General features: G+C 69.0%; 20 protein-coding genes and 2 pseudogenes. 16 read left to right on the top strand and 6 right to left on the bottom strand.

All coding sequences use genetic code 11. The annotated features are described in order from the left end of the window. Positions 1-32 precede the first annotated feature (32 nt). From ACHMXB_RS19640 to ACHMXB_RS19650, 3 genes are read left to right on the top strand one after another with little or no spacing between them, the layout of a single operon-like run. Positions 33-1,370, top strand: coding sequence for a hypothetical protein (locus ACHMXB_RS19640; RefSeq protein ID WP_395401157.1), 1,338 nt, complete (start codon positions 33-35; stop codon positions 1,368-1,370). Continuing rightward, positions 1,364-2,773 (top strand): PIG-L family deacetylase, encoded by a 1,410-nt coding sequence (locus ACHMXB_RS19645; RefSeq protein WP_395401159.1) that lies wholly within the window; start codon positions 1,364-1,366, stop codon positions 2,771-2,773. The genes ACHMXB_RS19640 and ACHMXB_RS19645 overlap by 7 nt, the downstream gene beginning before the upstream one ends. Next, positions 2,760-3,521: a glycosyltransferase gene (locus tag ACHMXB_RS19650; protein ID WP_395401161.1), complete on the top strand. Its 762-nt coding sequence runs from the start codon at positions 2,760-2,762 to the stop codon at positions 3,519-3,521. The genes ACHMXB_RS19645 and ACHMXB_RS19650 overlap by 14 nt, the downstream gene beginning before the upstream one ends. Positions 3,522-3,585: 64 nt before the next feature. Here the strand turns inward: ACHMXB_RS19650 and ACHMXB_RS19655 are convergent, their stop codons facing one another. Together ACHMXB_RS19655 and ACHMXB_RS19660 are read right to left on the bottom strand one after the other, a co-directional pair. Continuing rightward, positions 3,586-4,782 (bottom strand): YhjD/YihY/BrkB family envelope integrity protein, encoded by a 1,197-nt coding sequence (locus tag ACHMXB_RS19655; protein ID WP_395401163.1) that lies wholly within the window; start codon positions 4,780-4,782, stop codon positions 3,586-3,588. A gap of 117 nt (positions 4,783-4,899) precedes the next feature. Beyond that, the gene (locus tag ACHMXB_RS19660) at positions 4,900-5,172 is read right to left on the bottom strand and encodes a hypothetical protein (RefSeq protein WP_395401165.1); all 273 of its coding nucleotides are present in this window, start codon (positions 5,170-5,172) and stop codon (positions 4,900-4,902) included. Positions 5,173-5,372: 200 nt separating this feature from the next. Here ACHMXB_RS19660 and ACHMXB_RS19665 point away from each other — a divergent pair, with 200 nt between their 5' ends. Beyond that, entirely contained in the window at positions 5,373-5,960 is a 588-nt protein-coding gene (locus tag ACHMXB_RS19665; RefSeq protein WP_395401167.1) for a hypothetical protein, read from the top strand. A 98-nt stretch (positions 5,961-6,058) separates the two neighbouring features. Here the strand turns inward: ACHMXB_RS19665 and ACHMXB_RS19670 are convergent. After that, a pseudogene (locus ACHMXB_RS19670) lies at positions 6,059-7,122 on the bottom strand (NAD-dependent epimerase/dehydratase family protein). A 302-nt stretch (positions 7,123-7,424) separates the two neighbouring features. Here ACHMXB_RS19670 and ACHMXB_RS19675 point away from each other — a divergent pair. Beyond that, positions 7,425-8,273 (top strand): sigma-70 family RNA polymerase sigma factor, encoded by an 849-nt coding sequence (locus ACHMXB_RS19675; protein ID WP_395401169.1) that lies wholly within the window; start codon positions 7,425-7,427, stop codon positions 8,271-8,273. Here the strand turns inward: ACHMXB_RS19675 and ACHMXB_RS19680 are convergent. Then, positions 8,168-9,112: a glycosyltransferase family 9 protein gene (locus tag ACHMXB_RS19680; RefSeq protein ID WP_395401171.1), complete on the bottom strand. Its 945-nt coding sequence runs from the start codon at positions 9,110-9,112 to the stop codon at positions 8,168-8,170. The genes ACHMXB_RS19675 and ACHMXB_RS19680 overlap by 106 nt on opposite strands. Positions 9,113-9,227: 115 nt before the next feature. Between ACHMXB_RS19680 and ACHMXB_RS19685 the strand changes: the two genes are divergently transcribed. The 7 genes and pseudogenes from ACHMXB_RS19685 to ACHMXB_RS19715 all read left to right on the top strand — a co-directional run bounded on the left by ACHMXB_RS19685 (position 9,228) and on the right by ACHMXB_RS19715 (position 16,105). Then, the gene (locus ACHMXB_RS19685) at positions 9,228-9,809 is read left to right on the top strand and encodes a D-glycero-alpha-D-manno-heptose-1,7-bisphosphate 7-phosphatase (protein ID WP_395401173.1); all 582 of its coding nucleotides are present in this window, start codon (positions 9,228-9,230) and stop codon (positions 9,807-9,809) included. Beyond that, positions 9,806-10,881, top strand: a pseudogene (locus tag ACHMXB_RS19690) (glycosyltransferase family 9 protein). Before ACHMXB_RS19685 ends, ACHMXB_RS19690 begins: the two are co-directional and overlap by 4 nt. Further along, positions 10,878-11,972 carry a glycosyltransferase gene (locus ACHMXB_RS19695; RefSeq protein ID WP_395401175.1) on the top strand — a complete coding sequence of 365 codons (1,095 nt, stop codon included), beginning with the start codon at positions 10,878-10,880 and terminating at the stop codon, positions 11,970-11,972. Before ACHMXB_RS19690 ends, ACHMXB_RS19695 begins: the two are co-directional and overlap by 4 nt. After that, positions 11,969-13,222 (top strand): glycosyltransferase, encoded by a 1,254-nt coding sequence (locus ACHMXB_RS19700; protein WP_395401177.1) that lies wholly within the window; start codon positions 11,969-11,971, stop codon positions 13,220-13,222. The genes ACHMXB_RS19695 and ACHMXB_RS19700 overlap by 4 nt, the downstream gene beginning before the upstream one ends. A gap of 161 nt (positions 13,223-13,383) precedes the next feature. After that, positions 13,384-13,974 carry an SIS domain-containing protein gene (locus tag ACHMXB_RS19705; protein WP_395405358.1) on the top strand — a complete coding sequence of 197 codons (591 nt, stop codon included), beginning with the start codon at positions 13,384-13,386 and terminating at the stop codon, positions 13,972-13,974. Further along, positions 13,971-15,359, top strand: coding sequence for a D-glycero-beta-D-manno-heptose 1-phosphate adenylyltransferase (rfaE2, locus tag ACHMXB_RS19710; RefSeq protein WP_395401179.1), 1,389 nt, complete (start codon positions 13,971-13,973; stop codon positions 15,357-15,359). The genes ACHMXB_RS19705 and rfaE2 (ACHMXB_RS19710) overlap by 4 nt, the downstream gene beginning before the upstream one ends. Positions 15,360-15,403: 44 nt before the next feature. Then, the gene (locus ACHMXB_RS19715) at positions 15,404-16,105 is read left to right on the top strand and encodes an SDR family oxidoreductase (RefSeq protein ID WP_395401181.1); all 702 of its coding nucleotides are present in this window, start codon (positions 15,404-15,406) and stop codon (positions 16,103-16,105) included. On the opposite strand, the gene ACHMXB_RS19720 is transcribed toward ACHMXB_RS19715, so the two are convergent. Next, positions 16,071-17,333, bottom strand: a complete 1,263-nt coding sequence (locus tag ACHMXB_RS19720; protein WP_395401183.1) for a glycosyltransferase family 9 protein — start codon at positions 17,331-17,333, stop codon at positions 16,071-16,073. The two genes, ACHMXB_RS19715 and ACHMXB_RS19720, sit on opposite strands and share 35 nt — an antisense overlap. Positions 17,334-17,699: 366 nt before the next feature. Here ACHMXB_RS19720 and ACHMXB_RS19725 point away from each other — a divergent pair, with 366 nt between their 5' ends. The 3 genes from ACHMXB_RS19725 to ACHMXB_RS19735 all read left to right on the top strand — a co-directional run bounded on the left by ACHMXB_RS19725 (position 17,700) and on the right by ACHMXB_RS19735 (position 21,695). Next, positions 17,700-19,127 (top strand): aldehyde dehydrogenase family protein, encoded by a 1,428-nt coding sequence (locus tag ACHMXB_RS19725; RefSeq protein ID WP_395401185.1) that lies wholly within the window; start codon positions 17,700-17,702, stop codon positions 19,125-19,127. Continuing rightward, positions 19,124-20,641 (top strand): D-glycero-beta-D-manno-heptose 1-phosphate adenylyltransferase, encoded by a 1,518-nt coding sequence (gene rfaE2 / locus ACHMXB_RS19730; protein ID WP_395401187.1) that lies wholly within the window; start codon positions 19,124-19,126, stop codon positions 20,639-20,641. Before ACHMXB_RS19725 ends, rfaE2 (ACHMXB_RS19730) begins: the two co-directional genes overlap by 4 nt. Positions 20,642-20,750: 109 nt before the next feature. Continuing rightward, positions 20,751-21,695 (top strand): spermidine synthase, encoded by a 945-nt coding sequence (locus ACHMXB_RS19735; RefSeq protein WP_395401189.1) that lies wholly within the window; start codon positions 20,751-20,753, stop codon positions 21,693-21,695. A 28-nt stretch (positions 21,696-21,723) separates the two neighbouring features. Here the strand turns inward: ACHMXB_RS19735 and ACHMXB_RS19740 are convergent, their stop codons facing one another. After that, positions 21,724-22,641 (bottom strand): LysR family transcriptional regulator, encoded by a 918-nt coding sequence (locus ACHMXB_RS19740; protein ID WP_395405360.1) that lies wholly within the window; start codon positions 22,639-22,641, stop codon positions 21,724-21,726. A 168-nt stretch (positions 22,642-22,809) separates the two neighbouring features. Here ACHMXB_RS19740 and ACHMXB_RS19745 point away from each other — a divergent pair, with 168 nt between their 5' ends. Then, the gene (locus ACHMXB_RS19745; protein ID WP_102972999.1) at positions 22,810-23,559 is read left to right on the top strand and encodes a 3-hydroxybutyrate dehydrogenase; all 750 of its coding nucleotides are present in this window, start codon (positions 22,810-22,812) and stop codon (positions 23,557-23,559) included. Positions 23,560-23,584 lie beyond the last annotated feature (25 nt).

Below are 23,584 nucleotides of genomic sequence, written 5' to 3' on the forward strand. Positions count from 1 at the left end.
ACCCGGTGCCCCCAACCGTCAGCGGACGATACATGAACGCTCCGCACCGCCAATGGCAGCCTGTCCGCTTCAGCCCGGCGCCGTCCCGGGAAGTCGCCGTCGAAGCTGCGCCTGAAGCCCAAGCTGCGCCTGAAGCGGGACATCGGCCGGAATCCGAACCTGAACTGGACGTTGAGCGACTGCTGGACAGGGTTGCTTCGGCAGTGGGGGACGTCCCTGCCCTGCTGGCCATCGCCCAGCAGGCCGGCCGTTCAGCGCCGAAGCCCGGTGACGGGCGGACAGCCCGGCTCTGGGAACTGCTGGCTTCCGTGGCCGCGGTGGACGTGGCGGCCGCGCGGATTCTGGAGCCCCACCTGGACGCCGGCGCCATCCTGTCCCAGGCGGGAATGCCGGGATCCTTCACCGGATCGTGGGGTGTCTATGCAGCCGAGGGCCCGGGTACGCGGCTGACGGCCGCGCCGGCTTCGGCGACAGCTGACGGGCAAGCCCCCGCAGGGACAGAACCCGCCGGGCAAGCCCCCGCCGGGACAGCACATGCCGAGCCAGAGTCCAGTGGGACATCCGGCAGCGTACAGCTGACCGGCTCCAAGCCCTGGTGCTCGCTGGCCCAGTTCGTCGACCACGCCGTGGTGACAGCGCACACCGCCACGGGCGGCCGGGCCGCCTTTGCCGTAGATCTCAGGGCCGCCGGCGTCACGTGCGATGTGCCGGAATGGACCAGCCGCGGACTGCGCGAGATCCCCAGCGGAACTGTCCACTTTGACGGGGTGCCGGCCGTGCCGCTCGGCGGTGACGGCTGGTACTTCCAGCGCCCCGGTTTTGCGTGGGGCGGCATGGGCGTTGCCGCGTGCTGGCTGGGCGGCGCCGTGGCGCTCGGCCGGCACTTCGAGGCCGCGCTCCAGCGGGGAGCGAGGTCCCAGCGCGAGCCCGACCAGGTTGCACTCGCCGCCCTGGGCGAAGTGGACCGGATTCTGACCTCAACCGTCCAGTACCTCGCACGCGCAGCTGAGGCCGTGGATGCCGCGATGGCTGGCGCCCCTAAGGCGCACCCGGAATCCGGTGCCGCCCAGGTGGGCACGGAGTCCGCCGCGGAACCGGCCGACGGCGGCACCGTTGGCGGGCAGGGCGGGGGCACAACCAGGGCCGTTGGCGGGTGGAGCGAGGCGCTCCGTGTCCGGGGGACTGTTGCGGCCGCCGTCGAACGCGTCCAGCTCCTGGTGAGCCAGAACCTGGGGCCCGGGCCCCTTGCCTTCGATGAACGGTACGGCAAGTGCATGGCGGACCTGTCCCTCTACGTGCGGCAGCACCACGCAACGCGTGACGACGCCCAATTGGGCGCACTTACCCTCCAAGGGGAACACGCATGGTGACGTTCTCGCACGTGGATGCCGGCACGGACGAAGCGGACTGGGAAGGCAGCGGGTTGGACACGATCGGCGAACTCCCGCTGGACTCGGCCGAGCTGGCTCGAATGGAGTTCGTCGTCCTCGTTGCCCACCCGGACGACGAATCCCTCGGCGCCGGAGGGCTGCTGGCCCGGCTCACGTCCGCCGGTGCGCACGTTGAGGTGCTGCTGTGTTCGGCGGGGGAGGCGTCCCACCCCGGTTCGCCCACCACCACGCCGGAGCAGCTGGCCGCGGTCCGCCGTGAGGAGTTCGCGGCTGCCATGGGCGCGTTCGGGCTGGCGGACCAGTGGGAGTTCCTGGACCTCCCGGACAGCGGGCTGGCTCAACACCGGGATGTCATCGCTAAACGCCTCGCGGACGTTATTGGGCGCCGTGATGCTGGAAGGCCAGATGCCGCCGGCGGGCTGGTCATTGTTGCCCCGTACCGCGGAGACGGGCACCTCGACCACGACACCCTGGGGGTCCTGGCGGCTGAGACCGCCGAAGCCGGAGGCCACGGGCTGCTGGAGTACCCCATCTGGTACTGGCTGTGGGCCACGCCTGAGGACACCGCCTGGCGGAACTGGGTCAGGCTGCCCCTGGGCCCCGCTGAGCAGCTGACCAAACGCGAGGCCCTGCGCACCCATGCCTCCCAGCTGCAGCCGCTCTCTGACCTGCCGGGCGACGAGGTCCTGCTATCGGAGCAGTTTCTTGCGCACTTCTCCCGGCCCTTCGAGGTGTTCGCCTGGTGGCCGCCGGTCACCGGCAGGCGGAGCGCCCGGGACGCCGAGGCCGTCTTTGACGCCCTGCACCGCGGCGCCGAGGACCCGTGGAGGTACCAGGACAGCTGGTACGAGCAGCGCAAGCGCAGCCTGACGCTCGCCGCGCTCCCTGAACAGAAGTACGACGCCGGCCTGGAGGCCGGCTGCTCGATCGGCACCCTGAGTGAGGAGCTGGCCAAGCGGTGCGCCCGGCTCCTGGCCGTGGACGCCAGCGGCACCGCCGTGGGGCGGGCCGCCAAACGGCTCGCCCGGTATCCGGGAGCTGAAGCCCGGCAGCTGACCCTCCCTGAACAGTGGCCGGAGGGCAGCTTCGACCTGATCGTGGTATCGGAGATGGGCTACTACCTTGCGGCCGCGGAATTGGCGGAGCTGTTCACCAGGATCTCCGCGTCCCTGGCCCCGGGCGGAACGCTGCTGCTCTGCCACTGGCGGCATCCGGTTTCCGGGTGGGAGCTCGACGGCGACGCCGTCCACTCGCTGGCCCGGAGCCAGCTGCGGTGGCCGACTGCGGGCATTTACCGGGAGCGGGACTTTGTCCTCGAAACCTTCATCGTGCCCGAGGCTGCCGGTGACCCGTGGCGGGAGGCCGCGCATGACGCCGGATAGTTCCCGACCGGTCATCAGCCGGGTGGAGGTGGTGATACCAGTCCACGACGAGGAGCACCACCTGGGCCCCGCGCTTGCCGCGCTCCGGCCCGCGGCTGAAACCCTGGTGCAACAGCGCCCCTGGGCAGCTGTGGGAATCACTGTGGTCCTGGACCACTGCACCGACCGTTCACCGGAGATCGCCGCACGCTTCGCCGAGTCAACCGACGGATTGAACACCGGTGTGCGGGTATTACGCCGACGGTTCCGCAATGCGGGCGCCAGCCGCGCGGCTGGGGTAGCAGCAGCGTTGCTGGACGCTGACAATTCTGAAAGCACCTGGCTGGCAAATACGGACGCCGATTCCCGCGTTCCGGCGGACTGGCTCGTGCGCCAGCTGGAGTTTGCGGACGCCGGCTGGGATGTGGTGCTGGGTTCCGTGGAGCCTGACTCCGCGGGGATGGATCCGGAGCTTCTGCGCAGGTGGCGCCTGCGGCATCCGCTGGAGGAACGGCACGGCCATGTCTATGGGGCCAACCTCGGCGTGCGCGCCTCGGCATACCGCCAGGCTGGCGGGTTCCCGCCGCTTCGCTCCTCCGAGGACAGTGCCCTGGTCGACCAGTTGCGGAGGAGGGGCTTCGCCGTCATGGCAACGGACAGCACACGCGTGCTGACTTCCGGACGGACCGAGGCCCGGGCGCCGCATGGTTTTGGTGCCTACCTCCTTGCCCTGGGCGTGGAAACGGCTGCCGCGCTCCGGAGCAGCTAAGAGCTTCGCCTCGTCCCGGGCAGCAACCTCTGGCGGCAGCTGCCCGGGGTTCCCCTCAGGTCATTCAGTGGCTGCTGCCATTGCCCCTGCTGGCGGTGGCTCCGCCGCTGCCGTTCCGGCCGTCGCCGTCCTCGCCGCCGTGGCGGCCGCTGCCGTCCTGGCCGCTGCCGTGCTGGTTGCTGTTCTCCTTGCCGTTGCCCTGCTCGCTGTACTTCTCGCGCAGTTCGCGTCCCAGGCGGATGTCTTCCTCTTCCTTCTCCTGGAGCTTGTCGCTCTTCTTCGTATCGCGGGGCGGGAGCTGGAGCGTGTCCTCGGCCTCAATGCCGGCCTGCAGCTGCCGGCCACGCTCCATCTCGGCGTCGAACTCGGCGCCAAAAAGCAGGGACATGTTAAGGATCCAGAGCCACAGCAGCATGACGATCACGCCGCCGATGGCGCCGTACGTCTTGTTGTAGTTGCTGAAGTTACCCACGTAGAAGCCAAAACCCACCGAGGCCAGCACGAAGATGACCAGGGCGATGAGGCTACCAAGGCTCATCCAGCGGAACTTTGGCTGGCGAACGTTTGGAGTGAAGTAAAAAAGGATGGCGATGACCACGATCACCAGCGCGACGATGACCGGCCACTTCGCGATGTTCCACACGGTCAGGAACACTCCGCCCAGCCCCATGGCATTGCCGACGGCCTCAGCCACCGGGCCGCTGATAACCAGCATTGCGGCGAGCAGCGCAACGATGATCAGGGAGACCACCGTGACGCCGAGCATGGTGCCGCGAAGCTTCACGAAGCCCCGGCCCTCATCTATTTCATAAATCCGGTTCATCGCCCGGCCGAACGCGGTTACATACCCCGAGGCGGACCAGATGGCGGTCGCGAGACCGATGACCAGTGTGAAGCCGGCTGCCGGTGAGGTGGTCAGCTCCTGGATAGGCTCCCGGATCATCTCCACGGCCTGCCCGGGAGCGACGCCCTGGACGATTTCCAGGAGCGCCGACGTCGTCTTTTCCGCCTGTCCAAAGATGCCGAGCAGCGAAACGAGGGCGAGCAGGGCGGGGAAGAGCGAGAAGATCGCATAGTAGGTAAGTCCGGCGGCGAGGTCGGGGCATTGGTCCGCAGTAAATTCACGCAGGGTCTTGCGGGCAATGTACTTCCACGATGGCTTGTCCACATCGGTGGGGCTGTCCGGCTTTCGCGCGTCATCCGGGGCAGGCGCGCTGCCCGCCTTTGCTGTGCTGGTTTCCGGGGCTTCTTTCGTAGCCATGGGGCATCCTTTCGTTCGCGGGCGGGGCCATGTTCCGGAACTCGCGGAACGTTCCCTGCCCGCTGTCAGGGGTTTGGGCTCGTGGGTTTAGCAACGGGTCGCATCGGTCGCCAGCCGCTACTGTCCGGGCGCTCTGGGTGGGGTGCGGCGGTCCAGGGTTAGCGGGTCGGCGCCCAGCGGATCGTCGGCCGGCTGCTTTCCGTCCAGCGGATCGTCCGCCATCCGGGTGTCTGACTGGGGGGACTCCGCCAACTGGCCAGAGGCCAGCGGGTTGGGATCCTGGCCCGGGCCGCCGCTGCGCGGACCGCCGCCGGCCCTTTCGGGACCTGTGCTTTCCGCGTCGCCGGGATGGAGTGCCCCTTCGTCCGGAGGCCCTTGGTTCTCGGTCATGGTTGGTACCTCTCCAGCATCTCGGGTTGAGTACAACCGGCAATCACTCGCCATAAAATAGTAAGCATGATTACTATTAGATAGTAAGTACCCTGATGGCCGCTAGTTCAACCGGCCGCCCGCTTCGGTGTTGGGTCGACGTGGGTGACCTGGCCCTGCCGGATAGTCACGTGCTGGATAAGAAGAGAGGTGGATCCACTGTGGACCCAAGTGCCTGGATTTGGATCGTCGTTGTAATCGTTGTCATCGCACTCGTTGCGGTGCTTCTGATGTCCAGCCGCAAGCGCAGGGAGGCGTTCCGGCAGAAGCGCGATGAGCAGAACCGCCAGCACGCAGCGGAGATCCGCAGGAAAGCGGAGAACGCTGACCTTGAGGCGCGCGAAAACGAGGCGCGGGCCATGCATGCCAAGGCTGACGCCGAGAAAGCGCAGGTAGAGGCTGCCCGGCTTCGCCAGGAGGCCGAGCAAAAGCAGGCGGCTGCCCAGGACCTCCGGACGGATGCCGAGAAGCACCAGTACAAGGCGAACGCCCTTGACCCGGACGTGGACGAGGACGGCAACCGTCGCGACGATGCTCGGGCGGATGCCGGAACTGGTGACGCGCGGGCAGACGGCAGGAGGACCGACGACGCGCGAATGAATGAAGGAGGCATGGGCGTGCGGGACACCGTTGATCGGGACGCCGGCAGTCGCGCCGATGACCTGCGTGACGCTGACGCACGCAATGCTGATGGCCGCCCGGATGCCGACGCCGCCACGGACACCCGGCGGAATACCCCGCACGAGTAGCCGTCGTCGGGCCGTTTTCCGGCGAGCAGACGTTCGGTCCCGCCGTCGGCCAGTCCGACGTCGGCTGTTGACGCCCGCCGTAACGAGCAGCCGGGGAGCTAGCGCCGGCGGGTGAGGCCGAGGAGGCTGCGCCGCGGTTTGAGCGGCGGAGAGGCCGGCACGCCGGCCCCCTTGCCCATGCCGTCAATCACCTCTTGGATGGCCTTGAGTGACGGAGTGTGCGGCTCCCAGCCGAGCTCGTTCCGGATCCGCCCGGTGTCCATGATCGGTGCGCCCGCAGCCATCTCCACCCATCCCGAGTCCGTCTGCTGCAGCCGCAGCCGCCAGGTGCCGCCGACAAAGGCGTGCAGCGCGCGGACCGGGATGGGAAGAATTCTCCGGGCCGAAAAAGCCGGGCCAGGTTTTGTGGTGTGACCACCGGTTCGGCCGCCACGTTGAAGGCCCCGCGGGCCCTGCGCTCAAGCACGCGCCAGTACGCGTCCGCGACGTCGTCGGCGTGCACCGCCTGGAAGATCAGTTGCTCGGGAATAGGCAATATGGGCAAGGCCGGCCGGCGCGGGACGAACCTCGGGTGCACCCACCCCAGGAAGTACCTGCCGATTTCGCTTCCGGCTTCCGCCTGGAAGATGAGCCCGGGGCGCAGCCTGGCCACGGCAATCGAGGGGTTGTCCGCCGCGAACCGGTCCAGCAGCTTTTCCTGCTCTGCCTTGTGGCGGCTGTAGTGTGAGCCATCCATGCCCCCCGCAGGCCAGGATTCGTCCACGCGGCGGTCCTTGGCCGACTTGCTGTACGCGCCCACCGAGGAGGCGCACACCACGTGATGCACGTCTGCGTCCCGGGCGGCCGCCAGCACGTTCGCTGTCCCGGCGACATTCGTGCGGTGCAGCAGTGGGAGATCTCGGTTCGGTTGGATCTGCCAGGCAAGATGCACCACTGCGTCTGCGCCGGCAAAGGCCTTGGCCAGTTTCTGTACCGCACCGTCACCGCCGACGTCCAGGGTGTGCCACTCCACGCCCGCGTAAGGCGGCTGTGAAGTGTCCGGTGTGCGGCGGCTGATGCCTGCCAGTTCCAGCCCGCCGGGGTGTTCCTGCCGAACCTTCTGAAGCCTGCGCAGGAGTGCTGTCCCTGCGTTGCCGCTGGCCCCCGTGATGGCGATACGCATGAAATCCGCTCCGTCCTTTGCTGTGGAAACGTGACGGCCAGGCCGCCTGGTAACGGTGCCGTGGCCCTGGTACTTCTTTCGAGCCTAGCGCGTCGGGCCATTGTGTAATAAGCACGCTTATGATTTCCTTCTTCTAAGTCTTGCCGCAGGCTTTCTCGAGCACCCGATCGAAGGAACCCACGACAATGCCAGAAACTCCGCCCTCCTTGTCCGCGTCCTTCCCCGCCCACACAGCACCCCGGCCAGCGACTCCGGCGGCGCCCCAGACGGGGCGGCTGCACGATGCTTTCCAGAATCAGCTGGTGCTCAATTACCTGGATCTGGCCGAATCCCTCGCCTCGCGGTTTGCAGCCCGCGGACGCGAGCGCTCAGACCTGGTCCAGGTGGCCTATCTGGGGCTGATCAAGGCCGCCCGCGGCTTCGATGAGGAGAAGGGCGAAAGCTTTCCTGCGTACGCGGCGCCCACCATCAGCGGCGAACTCAAACGCTTCTTGCGGGACCGGTGTTGGACCGTCCGGCCGCCACGCCGCATCCAGGACGTCCGGACGCAGCTCCTGCACACTGCCCCTGACCTGGCCCAGTCGCTGGGCCGTGTTCCCTCGGCGCGGGAACTGGCCAGCGAACTGGGCGTCACGCCGGCTGAAGTCCGCGAAGCGCAGGCAGCCGGCAGCAGCATGCATCCCGACTCGCTGGACAGCCCGGATCCCTGGGGCGGGCCAACCATGGGCGAGGGGCTGGTCTCTCCGGACCAGCCGATAGAGCACCTCGAAGAACTCGTGTGCCTCCACGAGGCAATCCAGGAGCTGGACCCTGACGATCGGGAGATGCTGTACCGGCGCTACTTCCGCGAGGAGACCCAGATGGAACTCGGCAAACGGTTCGGCATCTCGCAGATGCAGGTGTCCCGGCGGCTGTCCCGGATCCTGGTCTGGCTCCAGCGCCGGCTGCTCGATGAGGAGGACCGCAGTGGCGAGGGCGGCAGCGGGGACCGGAACGGCGGCAGCGCCCGCAGCGCCACGGCGGTCAGCGGCCGGGCCGGGGCAGATCAAATGAGCCGGAGCTGCCCCACAGCCGCCATGACATCCTCCACTGAAACTGCCAGCAGGGCCGGATCAGGAGTGGCCGCGAAGGTGTCGCCGCGGCGCACCTGAGCGTCAGTCAGCACGATGTGCGGTCCCGGCGGCGGTCCCCAGACCTCGGCCGGGGCCGGACCGAAAAGAACCACCGAAGGCCGTGAATACGCTGAGGCGAGGTGCGCGGCACCTGTGTCTGCGGACACCACCAGCTGCGACCCGGCAATGGCGGCCATGAATTCTGCCAGCCGCAGCCGCCCCGCCAGGACCTGGCTTTCCGGGAGCCCGGCGAGCCGTGCAACATCCAGCGCCCGCGGCCGTTCGGACGAGCTGCCGGTGAACACCACCTGATGGCCGTCCGCTGAGAGCGCGCGGGCCACTTCGGCAAAGCGGTCCTCGGGCCACAGCCGGCTGCCGTAGGCGGCCCCCACGTGCAGCACCGCGGCCCCGGGGCTGGGGCTGGGAACGGCGGGCGGGAGGAGCCGGAAATCGTCCGGTTCCGCCTCGATGCCGTGCCACTGCAGAAGCCTGGTCCACCGCTCCCGCTCATGGATCTCCTCGAGCCAGGCAGGACCCGGCCGCTCCGGGGTCCGGTGGCCGACGACGGTCCGGGGCCGGACGGCGGCGAGCCGGGCTTCGCTTTCCGGTCCGCTGCCGTGCAGGTTCACGGCAATGTCGACCTTTCCGGCCTCGATGGGAATCGGAACATCGAGGCCGTGGGTCGGAAGCAGATCGTAGCCGCCCACCAGCTCCAGTGCATCCTCCAGCCAGTGCTGGGCCGCATAGAGCAGTCGGTGTTCCGGATAGGCGCGCCGCAGGGCGCGGAGCGCCGGTACAGCAACCAGCAGGTCGCCGAGCTTCAGTGCCCGCAGAACCAGCAGGACAGGTCGTTCGTGATTGCCGTTCGGTGCTTCCACTGCCGTCCTACTTCTCCTCGGGTTGGCTCTGCGCGGCTGCCTGTCGAGGAGTCTAGCCGAGAAGAAGTGAGCGGCCGGTTGTTTAGGTCTCTGCCGGTAGGGGAACGGAGGGGGTATGGCAACTAACGCTTTGACGCTCAAGGCTGTGCTGTTCGACCGGGACGGGACGCTCGTGGTTGACGTGCCGTACAACGGCGATCCGCAGAAGGTCGAGCCGTATCCCGGTGCACGGAGGGTCCTCGAGGGACTCCGCAGCCGCGGCGTGGCCACCGGCGTTCTGAGCAACCAGTCGGGCATTGCCCGCGGCCTCCTGACGGAGGCGGAGGTGGACAGCGTGAACGCGCGGGTGGAGGACCTGCTGGGCCCCTTTGACGTCTGGGAGATCTGCCCCCATGGAGCTGGCGACGGCTGCGTGTGCCGGAAACCCGCGCCGGGCATGATCCACAGCGCCTGCCGGCGCCTTGGCATCGATCCGTCGGAGGCGGCCTTCATCGGCGATATCGGCAGCGACGTCGAGGCGGCCGCAGCCGCCGGCGCACGGGGTGTCCTGGTTCCCACTCCGCAGACCAGAACCGAAGAAGTCGATGCCGCCGCCGAGGTAGCCGCGGACCTCGAACAGGCCGTCGCGCTGCTGTTCGGGGAGCTGCCGCTTCAGGAACCGGCACTTCAGGTTCCGGCCCTTCGGGGACCGGCATGAGCAAGGTCCTCGTGGCCCGGCTGGACAGCGTCGGTGACGTCCTCCTGGCCGGCCCGGCAGTCCGGGCCGTGGCGAACGGACGACGGGCCGACGGCGGCAGCCCCAACGACGTCGTCGTGCTTTGCGGACCGCAGGGCCAGTCGGCGGCCTCGCTGCTGCCCCGCGTGGCCGACGTTTTTGCCTGGGATGCCCCGTGGATCAGCAACCCTGCTCCGGCGGTCACTGGACCGCACCTGGATTCGCTGGTGGGCTACGTCCGGAATTCCCGCATCACCGAGGCCGTCATCCTCACCTCGTTCCACCAGTCGCCGCTTCCGCTGGCACTCCTCCTGCGGCTGGCCGGTGTGGAGCGCATCACTGGTGCGTCCACCGACTATGCGGGCTCCCTCCTGGACGTCAGGCTGAAACCCGGCGAGGACTTTCCCGAGGACCAGCCGGAGTCCGTGCGGGCGCTCGGCATCGCCAGGGCGGCGGGTTTCCAGCTCAAAACAGGTGACGACGGAAAACTCATGGTCAAGGACCCTCCCGGCGTCCGGCATCTGGTGGGGAGGGCCCCTACGTGGTGGTCCACCCGGGGGCAACGGTGCCCGCCCGGGCCTGGCCCCCGCTGCACCACGCTGCCGCCGTTGAGCTGCTGGAGGGCGCCGGCCACCGGGTGGTGGTGACCGGAGGCCCCGGCGAGACGGCCCTCACTGCAACCGTTGCCGGCCCGTCAGCCATTGACCTGGGTGGCCGGACCGACCTTTCCACACTGTCCGGCGTCCTCGCCAATGCGGACGTCGTGGTCACCGGGAACACGGGCCCCGCCCACCTGGCCGCTGCCGTCGGAACCCCCGTGGTCAGCCTTTTTTCGCCGGTTGTGCCGGCCGTGAGGTGGGCGCCGTACGGCGTTCCGCTGGAGCTGCTGGGAGACCAGAACGCGCCGTGCCGGCTCAGCCGCGCGCGGGATTGTCCGGTACCGGGACATCCCTGCCTCAGCTCGGTTTCGCCGGAGCAGGTGGTGGACGCGGTGGAACGCCTGCTGAGCGGGGTCTCCTCGCTCAGCACACGGAGAAAGGTCCGGAAACAATGAAAATCCTGCTCTGGCACGTACACGGGTCGTGGACGGACGCCTTTGTCCGCGGCCGGCACGAGTACCTGCTGCCGGTACTGCCCGGCGGCGGCCCCTGGGGACTGGGCCGGGCGGACCGGCCCTGGCCCGCTTCTGTGCGGGAGGTTGCGCTGGCGGATCTGGATGCCGGCAGTATAGACGCCGTCGTGCTTCAGCGTCCGGAGGAAGCCGCGGAGGTGACCCGCGTCCTGGGCCGCCGGGCCGGCGTCGACCTCCCCGCCGTCTACGTGGAGCACAACACTCCCAAGGGTGACGTTCCCTTCACCGTCCATCCGCTCGGGGATCAGAACGGTATCCCGATCGTCCACGTGACCCATTTCAACGAGTTGTTCTGGGACAGCGGCCGCGCTCCGACCAAGGTCATAGAGCATGGCATCGCGGACCCGGGCTACCTTTACACCGGCGAGGTTCCGGAGTTGGGCGTGGTAGTCAACGAACCGGTGCGCCGCGGACGGGTCACGGGCACGGACCTGCTGCCGCGCTTCGCCGCCGCAGCCCCGCTGCAGGTCTTCGGCATGGGCGGCGACGGACTGGCAGAGGCCACAGGAATTCCTGCGCCGCACCTCACCGTCCGCGGCGATCTGAAAACCGCGGAGCTGCACCGTGAACTGGCGCGCTGCCGGGCATACCTGCACCCACTGCGCTGGACCTCCCTCGGGCTGGCGCTGCTGGAGGCGATGCACCTCGGCATGCCGGTCCTGGCGCTGGCCACCACCGAGGCGGCACGGGCCGTCCCGCCGGAGGCAGGCTGCATCTCCACTGACGTGGAGGAGCTGCGCCGGTGTGCCCGGCAGCTGGTCAACGATCCGGAGGAGGCCCGACGGCGGGGCAAAGTTGCCCGGGAGGCGGCGCTGGAGCGCTACGGGCTGGAACGTTTCCTGGCCGACTGGGATGGGCTGCTGGCGGACCTGGTGCCGGCCGGCGGCGGAGGGAAAGTACAGGGGGAGGGGCGGCAGCAGGGGTCTTTGGAGGGGGCGCCATCCGGCGATGCAGCTCTGAAGGGGTCCGGACCGGATGCCCTCACCGCGGGGCGAGAAGGGAATATCCATTGAAGATCTCAATGATTTCGGAACACGCCAGTCCTTTGGCAGCGCTTGGCGGAGTGGATGCCGGCGGCCAGAACGTCCACGTGGCGGCCCTTTCGTCGGCACTGGCCCGTCGGGGCCACCGGGTAACTGTCTACACGAGGCGTGACTCGCCGGATCTGCCCACGAGGGTTCGGGTGCATCCCCGGCTGGAGGTGGTGCACGTGGACGCAGGGCCGGCCGAACATGTGCCCAAGGATGAGCTGCTGCCCTTCATGGGTGCCCTGGCGGACGGCGTGGTCCAGGACTGGGGCGACTCGCCACCGCACGTGGTGCATGGCCACTTCTGGATGTCCGGCGTCGCCGCGCTGGACGCCGCACGCCGTGAGCCGGGCGGCTTCCGGGTGCCCGTGGTGCAGACCTTCCACGCGTTGGGCACGGTCAAGCGCCGCCACCAGGGCGCCGCCGACACGAGCCCGGCCGAGCGGCGTTTCCTCGAGCCGTCCGTGGGCCGGTCGGCGGACCGGATCCTCGCCACGTGCTCCGACGAAGTGTTCGAGCTGAGGGCGATGGGGATCGATACCCGCCGGGTTTCCATCGCCCCCTGCGGCGTGGACCTGGAACTCTTCTCCAGCGAGGGGCCGGCCGACCATCCCTCCCGCTCGCACCGGATCCTGTCCGTGGGCCGACTGGTCCCGCGCAAGGGCATGGACCTGGTGATCCGGGCGCTGCCGCATCTGCTGCAGGCCGGATTCGACGACGTCGAGCTGCTCATTGTGGGCGGCGACGCGGACGCGGGCGGGCAGGATCCGGAGGCGCGCAGGCTGCTGGACCTTGCCCGCGACCTCGGGGTGGCGGGCCATGTGGAGCTCCGGGGCCAGGTGCCACGTGAGGCCATGCCCGGAGTCTTCCGAAGTGCGGACGCTGTGGTCTGCACACCATGGTACGAGCCCTTCGGAATTGTTCCCCTGGAGGCCATGGCCTGCGGCGTTCCGGTGGTCGCCGCTGCGGTAGGCGGCCTGACGGACACCGTGGTGGACCGGGGGACCGGCCTGCACGTGCCGCCGAAGGACCCGGAAGCCATCGCCGAAGCCATCGGCACGTTGTTGGCCAGCCCGGATCTTCGCGCCAAACTGGGGCGCGCCGGCGAGCGGCGGGCCAAAGCCCGCTACTCCTGGAGCAGAGTCGCCGCCGAAACCGAGAAGGCCTACCAACTGGCTATTGCAGGCTCTGCGGATGCAGGCAGCCTGGAACCGATGGAAGGAGCGGCACTGTGACTCCGGAATCCCTGCGGGAGGCTGAGCTTCCTGCCCTGCACCGTGTCGGCACACCGGGTTTCCCCCCTCCGCCCGCGGTCTCCGCCCCGGAAGACGCCGGGCACGACGACGACCGGCACCACGACGCCCGGCACGAGGCCAGTCCAGGCCCGCGCGAGGCCGTGCGGACCCACTTGGAAAACGTCCTGCCCGCCCTGCGGTCCCTGGAAAGCCAGGCAGACAGGCTGGCCGACTGGGGCGTGGAGCTGGCCCAGCGCCTGCTGAGCGGGCAGAAACTGCTTGCCGCCGGGAATGGCGGGTCCGCCGCCGAGGCGCAGCACCTGACCGCGGAACTTGTGGGCAGGTTCGACGGCGAGCGGATGCCCTTTTCCGCGATCTCCCTGCACGCGGAGAGTTCGGCCGTCACGGCGATTGCCAATGACTACGGCTACGAAGAGCTCTTCGCCCGGCAGGTCCGCGCCCACGGCCGGTCGGGGGACATCCTGGTGCTGCTGTCCACCAGCGGCCAGAGCCCCAACCTGCTCCGTGCAGCAGAGGCTGCCTCCAGGCTGAACGTGACCACGTGGGCCCTGACCGGGCCGGCGCCCAACCCGCTGGCATCCTGCTGCGATGACGCCGTGGCCATTGATGCGATCTCGGCCAACGCCCAGGAGGGGCACCTGATTGCGCTGCACGCCATTTGCCGGGCCTTCGAAGCCGAAGTGGCCCGCAAAGGCCGGGGCGTTCCCGGGCCGGAGGATGATCGCCGATGAGGATCACCGTGGTGGGCGACGTTTTGCTGGACGTGGACCTTTCCGGCGAGGCAACCCGGTTGTGCCCTGACGCGCCGGTGCCGGTGGTGGACGTCTCCGAGGTGCGGCGGCGGGCCGGCGGTGCCGGGCTCGTGGCCAGGATGCTGGCCCGTGACGGCCACCGCGTCACTCTCGTAACAGTGCTTTCCGACGACGACGCCTCCCTTGAGCTGGAAGGCGCCCTCGCCGGGGTGCACGTCGTCTCCGGGCCCTCCGGTGCCAGGACCCCTGTAAAGACACGGGTCCGGGCGGGCCGGCAGCCAGTGGTGCGGGTGGATGAGGGATGCGGGCGGCCGGAGGTGCCGGCGGCGACGGCGGGCATGCTTAGGGCGCTGGAGCGCGCCGAAGCGATTGTAGTGGCCGATTATGGTCGGGGTGTTGCCGCGAACCAGGAGATTCGCGACCTCCTCGCCGCTCGTAGCGGCGACATTCCGATCGTGTGGGATCCGCACCCCTCCGGCGCCGCACCCGTGCCGGGGGTGGCCGTGGTGACCCCGAACTTGTCCGAGGCCGCCAAGGCCGCTGGTTCCGGCAGCGCGGACTTGGGAGCCGGAAGGCCTGCGGCGGTTGCCGCCGTCGGCAGCGTCATCGGCAATACGCTGCTGGACCGCTGGCAAAGCCAGGCGGTCCTCGTGACCGTGGGGGAGCAGGGCGGCGTTTTGTCCCAGCGCGGCACTTCGCCCCTCGCCATTCCGGCCCCGGCCACCGAAGTGACTGATCCCTGCGGCGCCGGCGACCGGCTCGCGGCCAGCTTGGCCGTGCACCTGGCAGAGGGCTGCAGCCTCAGTGACGCCGCGGAACGTGCGATCAACGAGGCGGCGGCCTTCCTCGGGGCCGGCGGGGTGGCGTCCCTGCCGGACCGCCACCGGCCGGTCTGGCACCACAGCCGCGAGGAAGACGCCCTCGGCCTTGCCCGGAGGGTGCGCGCCAACGGGGGAACCGTCGTAGCCACGGGAGGCTGCTTCGACCTGCTGCACGCCGGCCACGCCCGCACGCTGGCGGCCGCCCGGGACCTGGGCGACTGCCTGATTGTGTGCCTGAACTCGGACGCGTCCGTGCGCCGGATCAAAGGTGAGCAGCGGCCCATTGTGAGCCAGCAGGACCGGGCCGAGCTCCTGCTGGCACTCGAGTGCGTGGACGCCGTCCTGGTTTTCGGGGAGGACACTCCGGAGGCCTGCCTGGAAGCGCTGCGGCCGGACGTCTGGGTGAAGGGCGGGGACTACCGTGCGTCGGAGCTTCCCGAGACCGGCCTGGTCGAGAGCTGGGGAGGGCACTGCGTGACGGTGCCGTTCCACCAGGCCCGGTCCACGTCCGTCCTCGCGGACGCCCTGGCGAAGGTCAGCTGACCTGCACAACCAATCTTGAACTAGTCCCAAGCGAAAGGAACACCATGACTGAATCGACTTTCAAGCCCGGCCGTGTGCTGGTGACAGGCGGTGCCTCCGGACTGGGGGCCGCCGTCGTCGACGCCGTACTGAAAGCCGGCGGAACGCCGGTGGTGCTGGACCGGGACATCCGGAACGTGTCCGCGGTGAAGGCATTTGAAGTGGACGTCTCGGACCGCATCGCGGTGACCGAGGCAGTGCAGCAGGCCGCGGAAACCCTGGACGGGCTGGACGCCGTGGTCACTGCGGCCGGCATCGACCGGTGCGGCAAGCTGGAGGACGTGGCCGCGGACGAATGGGAACGCGTCATCGGGGTCAACCTGATGGGCACGGTCTCCGTTGTCCGGGCTGCCCTTCCGTACCTCAAGGAGTCCCGCGGCCGGGTGGTCACCATCGCATCCACGCTGGGCAAGCGGGCACTGCCGGAGGCCTCCGCGTACTGCGCCTCAAAATTCGGCGTCGTGGGCTTCAGCCATTCCCTGGCGGCCGAGACGGGCGGCGAGATCGGCGTGACCACCATGATTCCCGGCGGCATGAAGACGCGCTTCTTCGACGACCGGGCCGAGCAATACAAGCCGCAGGACGACTCACGCCTCAACGACCCCGGCAACGTGGCGCAGGCAATTCTGTTTGTCCTCTCCCAGCCCACCGGTTGCGAGGTCCGTGAAATGCTTATCTGCCATGAGGAAGAGGGCTCGTGGCCGTGAGCTGGAGTACATCCTCGTAAACCTCTGAGGGTTCGACGGCCTTCACGGTGGACTCGTCATGCGGGCACCGTGGGGCCGTCCACCCCACCTGGGTGACGTCCACCCCGCACACCGGGCAGCGCGTGACCCAGCCGAGGCGGAGGCGGTGCTTGCTGCGGCCCAGCGGGGCGGCGTTGATGGCATTGCCCGCCCAGTAGATGCCCACCGTGGAAGTACCGAGGGCCTGGGCGAGGTGGCGCGGTCCACTGTCGTTCGCCACCACGACGGCGCTGCCCGCCAGCAGGGCGGCAAGCTCACCGAGGCCGAGGTTGCCGGCCAGTGACTCTACGGCGGGGCGGGGGGCACCGGACTCGCCGGCAGGAGATTCGGTGCTGGGTTGGCTCGTGCTGGGTTGTTCGACGGCGAGTTCCACCACCGTCTCGGCAAGTTCCTTTTCGCTGCTGTCGCCCACCACGTAGACCCGGAAGCCGTCGTCGGCGGCCTTCCGTGCCACCGCGGCGAAGCGTTCTGCCGGCCAGCGCCGGCGCGGATCCGTGGCACCCGGATGGATCACCAGCACGCGGCCCTGCCCGGGCCCGTGATTGCCTTGCCCCGGCTCGTCGTTGCCCTGCCCGGGCCCGGAGTTACCCAACGGCAGGTCCTGGGCGAGCTGCTGGCCAAACTCGGGCAGCGCCTCGAGCCTCGCTTCCAGCTCACGGGGTGGGGCCCCGGCGAATCCCGCCACCTCGAGGGCGCGGAGCGGCTCGTGCTGGTAGTACACGTAGGGCACGGTCCGCTCCAGCGGAGCGGCGTCCGGGGTTCTGGTGCCCACGGTGTGCCGGGCGCCGAGGCGCAGCAGGAAAGGATTCGAGTAGCGGCCGCCGCCGTGCAACTGGACGGCCAGGTCAAAGTTCCTGGCGCGCATCGCTGCAAAGAACCGCTCCGTTTCGTCGTCGTCTTCCGGCCCCGGGCGGACCCCTTCGGCGAACGGCAGAATCACCGTCTCATCCACCGGTCCCACCGTCTGCGCCAGCAGTTCAGCGTGCACCGGCGTTCCCAGCAGGGTGATGCTGGCCCCCGGGTAGGCGGCCTTCAGGGCGGCCACCGACGGCAGGGCAAACATCAGGTCGCCCAGCCCGCCGCCACGGAGAACGGCGATGCGGGAGACACCGCTGAAGGGTTCCAAAACCGGGCCGATTCCGTGCCCTGTGATGCGTGCTCCGCCGAAGTCGGCGTTGAAGAGTTCCATGGTGTCAGCCCTCTCGGCTCCGGATCGTTGGTCGGGATGCGTTCAGGTCGGGGATCGGATCAGTGGGCCCACCCTACGGTGCATCGGGCCTGTTTTGCCAGCTCAGAAAACCCGGCATGCCAGCTCAGTCAGACCTGGCCTGCCAGCTCTCAAAACTCCTGCCGGAGCCGCGTGTAAACCGCCCGGCGCCGGGGTACGGATCACCGCAGAGAGGGCGGGAACGGACGCCCGGCAACACTGAGCAGCATGCCTAAAGACCAGAGTCTTGAGACCAGTGCCTTGGAGACCGAAAATCGAAGGACCAGCGTCTGGAGATCCAGCGCCTGCAGCCCCGGGGGCACAGGCCAAGCCCCAGTGAGGAGCCACATGCAATCCACCATCACCAGCGAGCTGGCGAATGCGGAAGACACGCTCACCATCCTGAACCCGCGAACCGGGGAAGCCGTCGGCAACCTTTCCGTCGCCGGCGCAGATGATGTGGCAGGAGCCGTGGCGGCGGCCCGCGCGGCCCAACCCGCCTGGGCTGCCACGCCTCCCGGGGAGCGGGGCCGGCTGCTGCGCGAGGCCGCCCGGGCGCTGGAGGCGGCCGCTGCCGAACTTGCGGATCTGAACGCACAGGAGACCGGCCGTCCTGTGGAGGAGGCCCTTGCCGGTATTGCCGCCGGGGTTTCCACGCTGGAGCAGTATGCGGAGCTCGGTCCCGTACACCGCGGCCACAGCCTTCGCGGCAACGCGCTTGCGGCGGACTACACCGTCGCCGAGCCGCGCGGCGTGACCGTGCTGCTTACGCCGTGGAACGATCCCGTCGCCGTGGCCTGCGGGCTCATCGGGGCCGCCCTGGTTACCGGCAACACGGCCATTCACAAACCGAGCGAGCGCTGCCCCCACGTGGGAGAAGCGTTGGGGAAGGCGCTGGCGCCGGTATTTCCGCCCAACGTGCTGGTCACGCTGACCGGAGGGGCCGACGTCGGGACCCTCCTCACGCAGCAGTCCGGTGTTGACATGTTCGCCCACGTCGGGTCCAGCGCGACCGGTGACCGGATTGCGCGGGCGGCCGTGCTGACGGGTGCCTACGTCATCAGGGAAAACGGCGGGAACGATCCGCTGCTGGTGGATGCGGACGTGGATCCCGGCTGGGCCGCGGAGCAGGCGGCGATCGGGGCCTTCAGCAACAGCGGGCAGATTTGCACGTCGGTGGAGCGGATCTACGTCCACCGGTCCATCGCCGAACCGTTCTGCGAGGCGCTCGCCGGACAAGCCCGGGACCGGAACGCCGAAAGCCGGCTCGCGCCGCTCGTGGACACCCGGATGCGGGACGCGGTCCACCGGCACGTGGCCGAAGCGCTGCAGCTGGGTGCCCGGGCCGTGGAGGGCGGCACTTTCCCGGACGGGCCGGGCGCCTTCTACCCGGCCACGGTCCTGTTGGACTGCACCGACACCATGGACGTCATGGCCGAGGAAACGTTCGGCCCCGTCGCCCCGGTGCGTGTGGTGGAAAGCTTCGAGGAAGGGCTCACACTCGCCGCGGCCGGCCGGTACGGACTCGCCGCCACCGTTCTGACCGGCAGCATCGCCCACGCCCAGCAGGCCGTCGCTTCGCTGCCGGTAGGGACCGTCAAGGTCAACGAGGTGTTCGGGGGCGCACCCGGCGGAGCCGCCCAGCCACGGGGCGAAAGCGGGCACGGGTTCGGCTACGGACCCGAACTCCTGGACGAATTCAGCCGGGTCAAGGTGGTGCACATCGCTGCGCCGCCGGCGCCGGCAGCTCAGGAAACCAATGGGGCAGCGTCATGACCGCCGGGCCGGTGCTTTCCGAACAGCGCGGCCTTGCGGCGTGGCTTCCCCGAAGGCTGGCCCAGGAGCATCCTGCCGTCACCGTCGTGGGCGACTTCATGCTCGACGGCTGGTGGACCGGCACGATCGACAGGATGTGCCGCGAGGCCCCGGCACCCGTGGTGGACATCGCCCGGCGTGACTTTGCCCCCGGCGGTGCCGCCAACACGGCCATGAACCTGGCCGCACTCGGCGCCCGGGTCAGCGTGGCAGGAATCATCGGAGCGGACGACGCCGGCGCGGAACTTCGGCGCCAACTGATCGCCGCCGGGGTGGACACCACGCTGCTCACCGAACACCCGGACATGGCCACCCCTACCAAGATCCGGATCAGCAGCGGCGGCCAGGTCCTCCTGCGCCTCGACGACACCGCGGCAACTGTCCCAGCCGACGCCCTGGCGGCGTTCGAGGCTGCGGTTCCCGCCGCCGTCGGACACCAGAACGCGGTGGTGATCTGCGACTACGGAACGGGCGTCCTCGCCGAACCGGTCCGCGGGCGGCTCATCGAATCCCTGTCCGGGCGCGCTCAGGACACGCTTGTGGTGGTGGACGCACACGATCCGCGCCCGTGGGCCGGACTTGAGCCGGACCTGGTCACGCCCAACGCGCAGGAGGCCGCCCGGATGCTTGACCTCCGGCTGGGCAGCGGACCCGAGCGCGCGGCGGTGGTGACCGAGCACGCCGGCGAGCTGCTGCAGGCGACCGGAGCACGCGCCGTCGTGGTAACGCTGGACCGGGACGGGACGGTCCTCATCCCAGCCGCCGGAAACCCGCACCGGACGTGGGCACGGCCTGCCACCGAAAAGCAGGCCTCCGGCGCAGGCGATACATTCGTGGCCGCCCTGACCCTCGCACGTGCGGCGTCGCTGCCGCTGACGGCCAGCCTGGACCTGGCGCAGGCCGCTGCGGACGTGGTGGTCCACCATCCCGGGACGTCCGTGTGCGGCACCGACGAGCTGGGCCGCTACCTGGAAAGCTTCGGGGACGCCGCCCTGGCGGCAGAAGAACTGGAGCGGCACATCCGGGCCCACCGCAACGACGGCCAGCGCGTGGTGCTGACCAACGGCTGTTTCGACGTCCTGCACCGCGGGCACACCCGTTACCTGAACCAGGCCAAGCAGCTCGGCGACATCCTGGTGGTGGCGCTCAACAGTGACGACTCAGTCCGGAAGCTCAAGGGGCCGGGCCGTCCCATCAACAGCGTGGCGGACCGGGCAGCCGTGATCGCCGCCCTGAGCTGCGTGGACTACGTGACCGTCTTCGACACCCCGACTCCGATTCCCCTGATCGAACAGCTGCGTCCGGAAATCTACGCCAAAGGCGGGGACTACACGCCGGAGATGCTGGCCGAAACCGAGGCCGTGGAGGAATACGGCGGCACGGTCACCATCCTCGATTATGTGGCCGAGCGTTCCACCACGGCGATGGTCCAGCGCATCCGCAACGGCGAGGGCGCCCCTGTCCCGGAGGGGTAAAACCGCTGGCGGGCCCTGACGCCGCCCGCCGGCGAGCAAGCTCTGACCCGGCAGGCCCCACCACCCCCGTCAACTAGGCTTGAACCATGACGGAAGCGGCGGAAAACTGATGGCACGGCGCACCAGGTCAGGCGGGAAGCCAAGTTCCAACGCAGGCAGCAAAACAGGCGGCAGAAGAGGCGCGGCAGCGGCCTCCGACGTGCTGGAAGTTCCCAAGGGAGCGCGTGCAGACGGGCCGGTTGAAGGCGTCTACTACATCGACACCGGCGACTGCGAGCTCATCGCCGACCAGGACAACTCTACGGGCTGGCTCCTGCGCATCAACGGCGTGATGAGTTCCCACATAGACCTTGCCGATCCGCTGTTCCTCGACTTCGAGTACATGCGCTGGATGTCCGCCCTCATCGAATCCCGCTGGAAACCTGAGACCAAGCCCAGGCTGCGGGGTCTGCACCTGGGCGGCGGCGCCTGCTCGCTGGCCCGCTACTTCCACGCGGCCTACCCGGACGCCCGCCAGGTGGTGGTGGAACTGGACGGAAAACTCGCCGAGTACGTCCGCGGCTGGTTCGACCTGCCCAAGGCCCCGCTGCTGCGGCTGCGCGTCGGTGAGGCCCGCGCTGTAACCGAGACCCTCACCCCGGACACACGCGACTTCATCATCCGGGACGTCTTCGCCGGCGCCGTGACCCCGGTTGCGCTGACCACGGCCGAATTCAACGAACATGTCCGCCGGGTGCTCGCGCCCGGGGGTATTTACGTGGTCAATTCGGGCGACGGTCCGGACCTGAAGAATGCCCGGGAGGACGCGGCCACCATCGCGGCCGCCTTCGAACACACCATCATCATCGCGGACCCCGCCATGCTGAAAGGGCGCCGCTACGGCAACATGGTGATGGCCGGCAGCGACCAGCCGTTCGACGACGATCCGCAGCTCGCACGGCGGCTCCTGGGCGGGGCGGTGCCCGCGCACATCTGGGACGACGCGAAGGTGCGGGCCTTCGCCGCCGGAGCCCAGGTGCGCCACGACCCTGCGGCGCCGCCGGCTGCTGAGTAACAGCCCTTATGGCCGCCCAAAACGGCGCCTACTCAGCAGCCGATGAAGCCCGTCCCTGCCCGAGCAGCCACTCCCGGTGCGCGGCCGTTTGTTCGCGCAGCGCCGTCACCACGGCAGCGACCGCCGGCCGCCGCATCGACTCCGGGCGCAGGACCATCCAGTAGGGCAGCCGTTCGGCGATGTCCCCGGGCAGCAGGCGCACCAGGTCCTCATGCCTGTCGGCCATGAAACAGGGGAGGAACCCCACCCCAGCTCCTGCCCGGGTGGCCTCGACGTGCACAAACACGTTGGTGGAGCTGACGCCGTCGCGCATTGCCGGCACCAGCCGCCGCGGTGCATCAAGATCGTCCACCTGCAGCATGGAGTCCACGAAGTACACGAGCGGATGGGCGGTCAGGGCCTCCACCGACCCCGGCGTTCCGTTGGCCTCGATGTACGGGCGGGACGCGTACATCCCGAGCTCGTACTCGCCCAGCCGGAACGCTTCGGCGCGGTGCACCTGCGGCTCGCCCACCACCACCTCGATGTCCAGTCCCGAGCGCTGCTGGAGTGCCCGGCGGGTGACGGTGACGATCTCGACGCTGAGCCCCGGGTGGTCCCTCCTCAGCCGGGCCACCGCCGGAGCGGCGATGTAAGCGCTGAAGCCGTCGGTCGCCGTCATGCGTACGACGCCGGTAACCGGGTCAGGCGCGCGGCCTGACGGTCCCAGGGCACGCACCGCCGTTTCCACCTGCTCAGCCACCAGCACGGCCTGGGCGCCGAGTTCGGTCAGCTCCCAGCCACCGGAGGCCCGGGAGAGAACACGGCCGCCCAGGGCCTTCTCCAGTGCGGCGATCCGGCGTGAAACGGTGGTGTGGTTCAGGCCCAGGACCTGGGCCGCCGTCGTGAATTTTGCAGAGCGGGAGACGGCGAGCAGCACCAGCAGGTCGTCCGGGTTGGCATCCATATCTGCAATTTTGCACGAATCCAGTGCCTGATTAGTCATTGAACCACGTTCCATCTGCAGGAATACTCGGGTAAATCGGAAGTGCTGCAAGTATTGGAAGTGAACGCGTGCGGCACGTGTCAACGTGGACACTTGGAGGAGCAGACTGTGGACGCACAAGGTCCGGACGTGGAAAAAAACCTGAACGGCCGCAAGGCGCTGGTCACCGGCGGTGCCAGCGGTATCGGTGCGGCGTGCGTGAGGGAACTCGCCGCCAGGGGAGCCAAGGTGGTGGTGGCCGACGTCGACGAAGCCGGCGCCGCGGCCCTCGCCGATGAGGTGGGCGGCACGTCCTGGGCTGTCGATCTCCTGGACGTTGAGGCGCTTGCCGCGCTGAGCCTGGACTGCGACATCCTGGTGAACAACGCCGGCATCCAGCGCATCAGCCCCATCGAGGACTTCGACCCCGTGGCGTTCCGGCGGATCCTGGCGCTCATGCTCGAGGCGCCCTTCCTGCTGATCCGTGCCGCTTTGCCGCACATGTACGCCAACGGCTTTGGGCGCATCATCAACCTGTCGTCCGTGCACGGTCTCCGGGCCTCCCCGTTCAAGAGCGCCTACGTCTCGGCCAAGCACGGGCTTGAGGGGCTGAGCAAGGTGACGGCACTTGAAGGCGGCGAGCACGGCGTCACGTCCAACTGCATCAATCCAGGGTATGTGCGGACGCCGCTGGTGGAGAAGCAGATCGCGGACCAGGCGCGCGTCCACGGGATTCCGGAGTCCGAGGTCCTGGCGAAGGTGATGCTTACAGAGTCCGCTGTGAAACGGCTGGTGGAACCCGAGGAGGTGGCGTCCTTGGTCGCCTGGCTGTCCTCCGACGCCGCCGGAATGGTCACCGGGGCCAGTTACACCATGGACGGCGGCTGGTCGGCCCGGTAGTCCCGGTGTCGCGGGCGGCGCAGAC

Origin of the sequence: Arthrobacter sp. UC242_113, from assembly GCF_044054585.1 — a bacterium.
Lineage (GTDB): Bacteria > Actinomycetota > Actinomycetes > Actinomycetales > Micrococcaceae > Arthrobacter.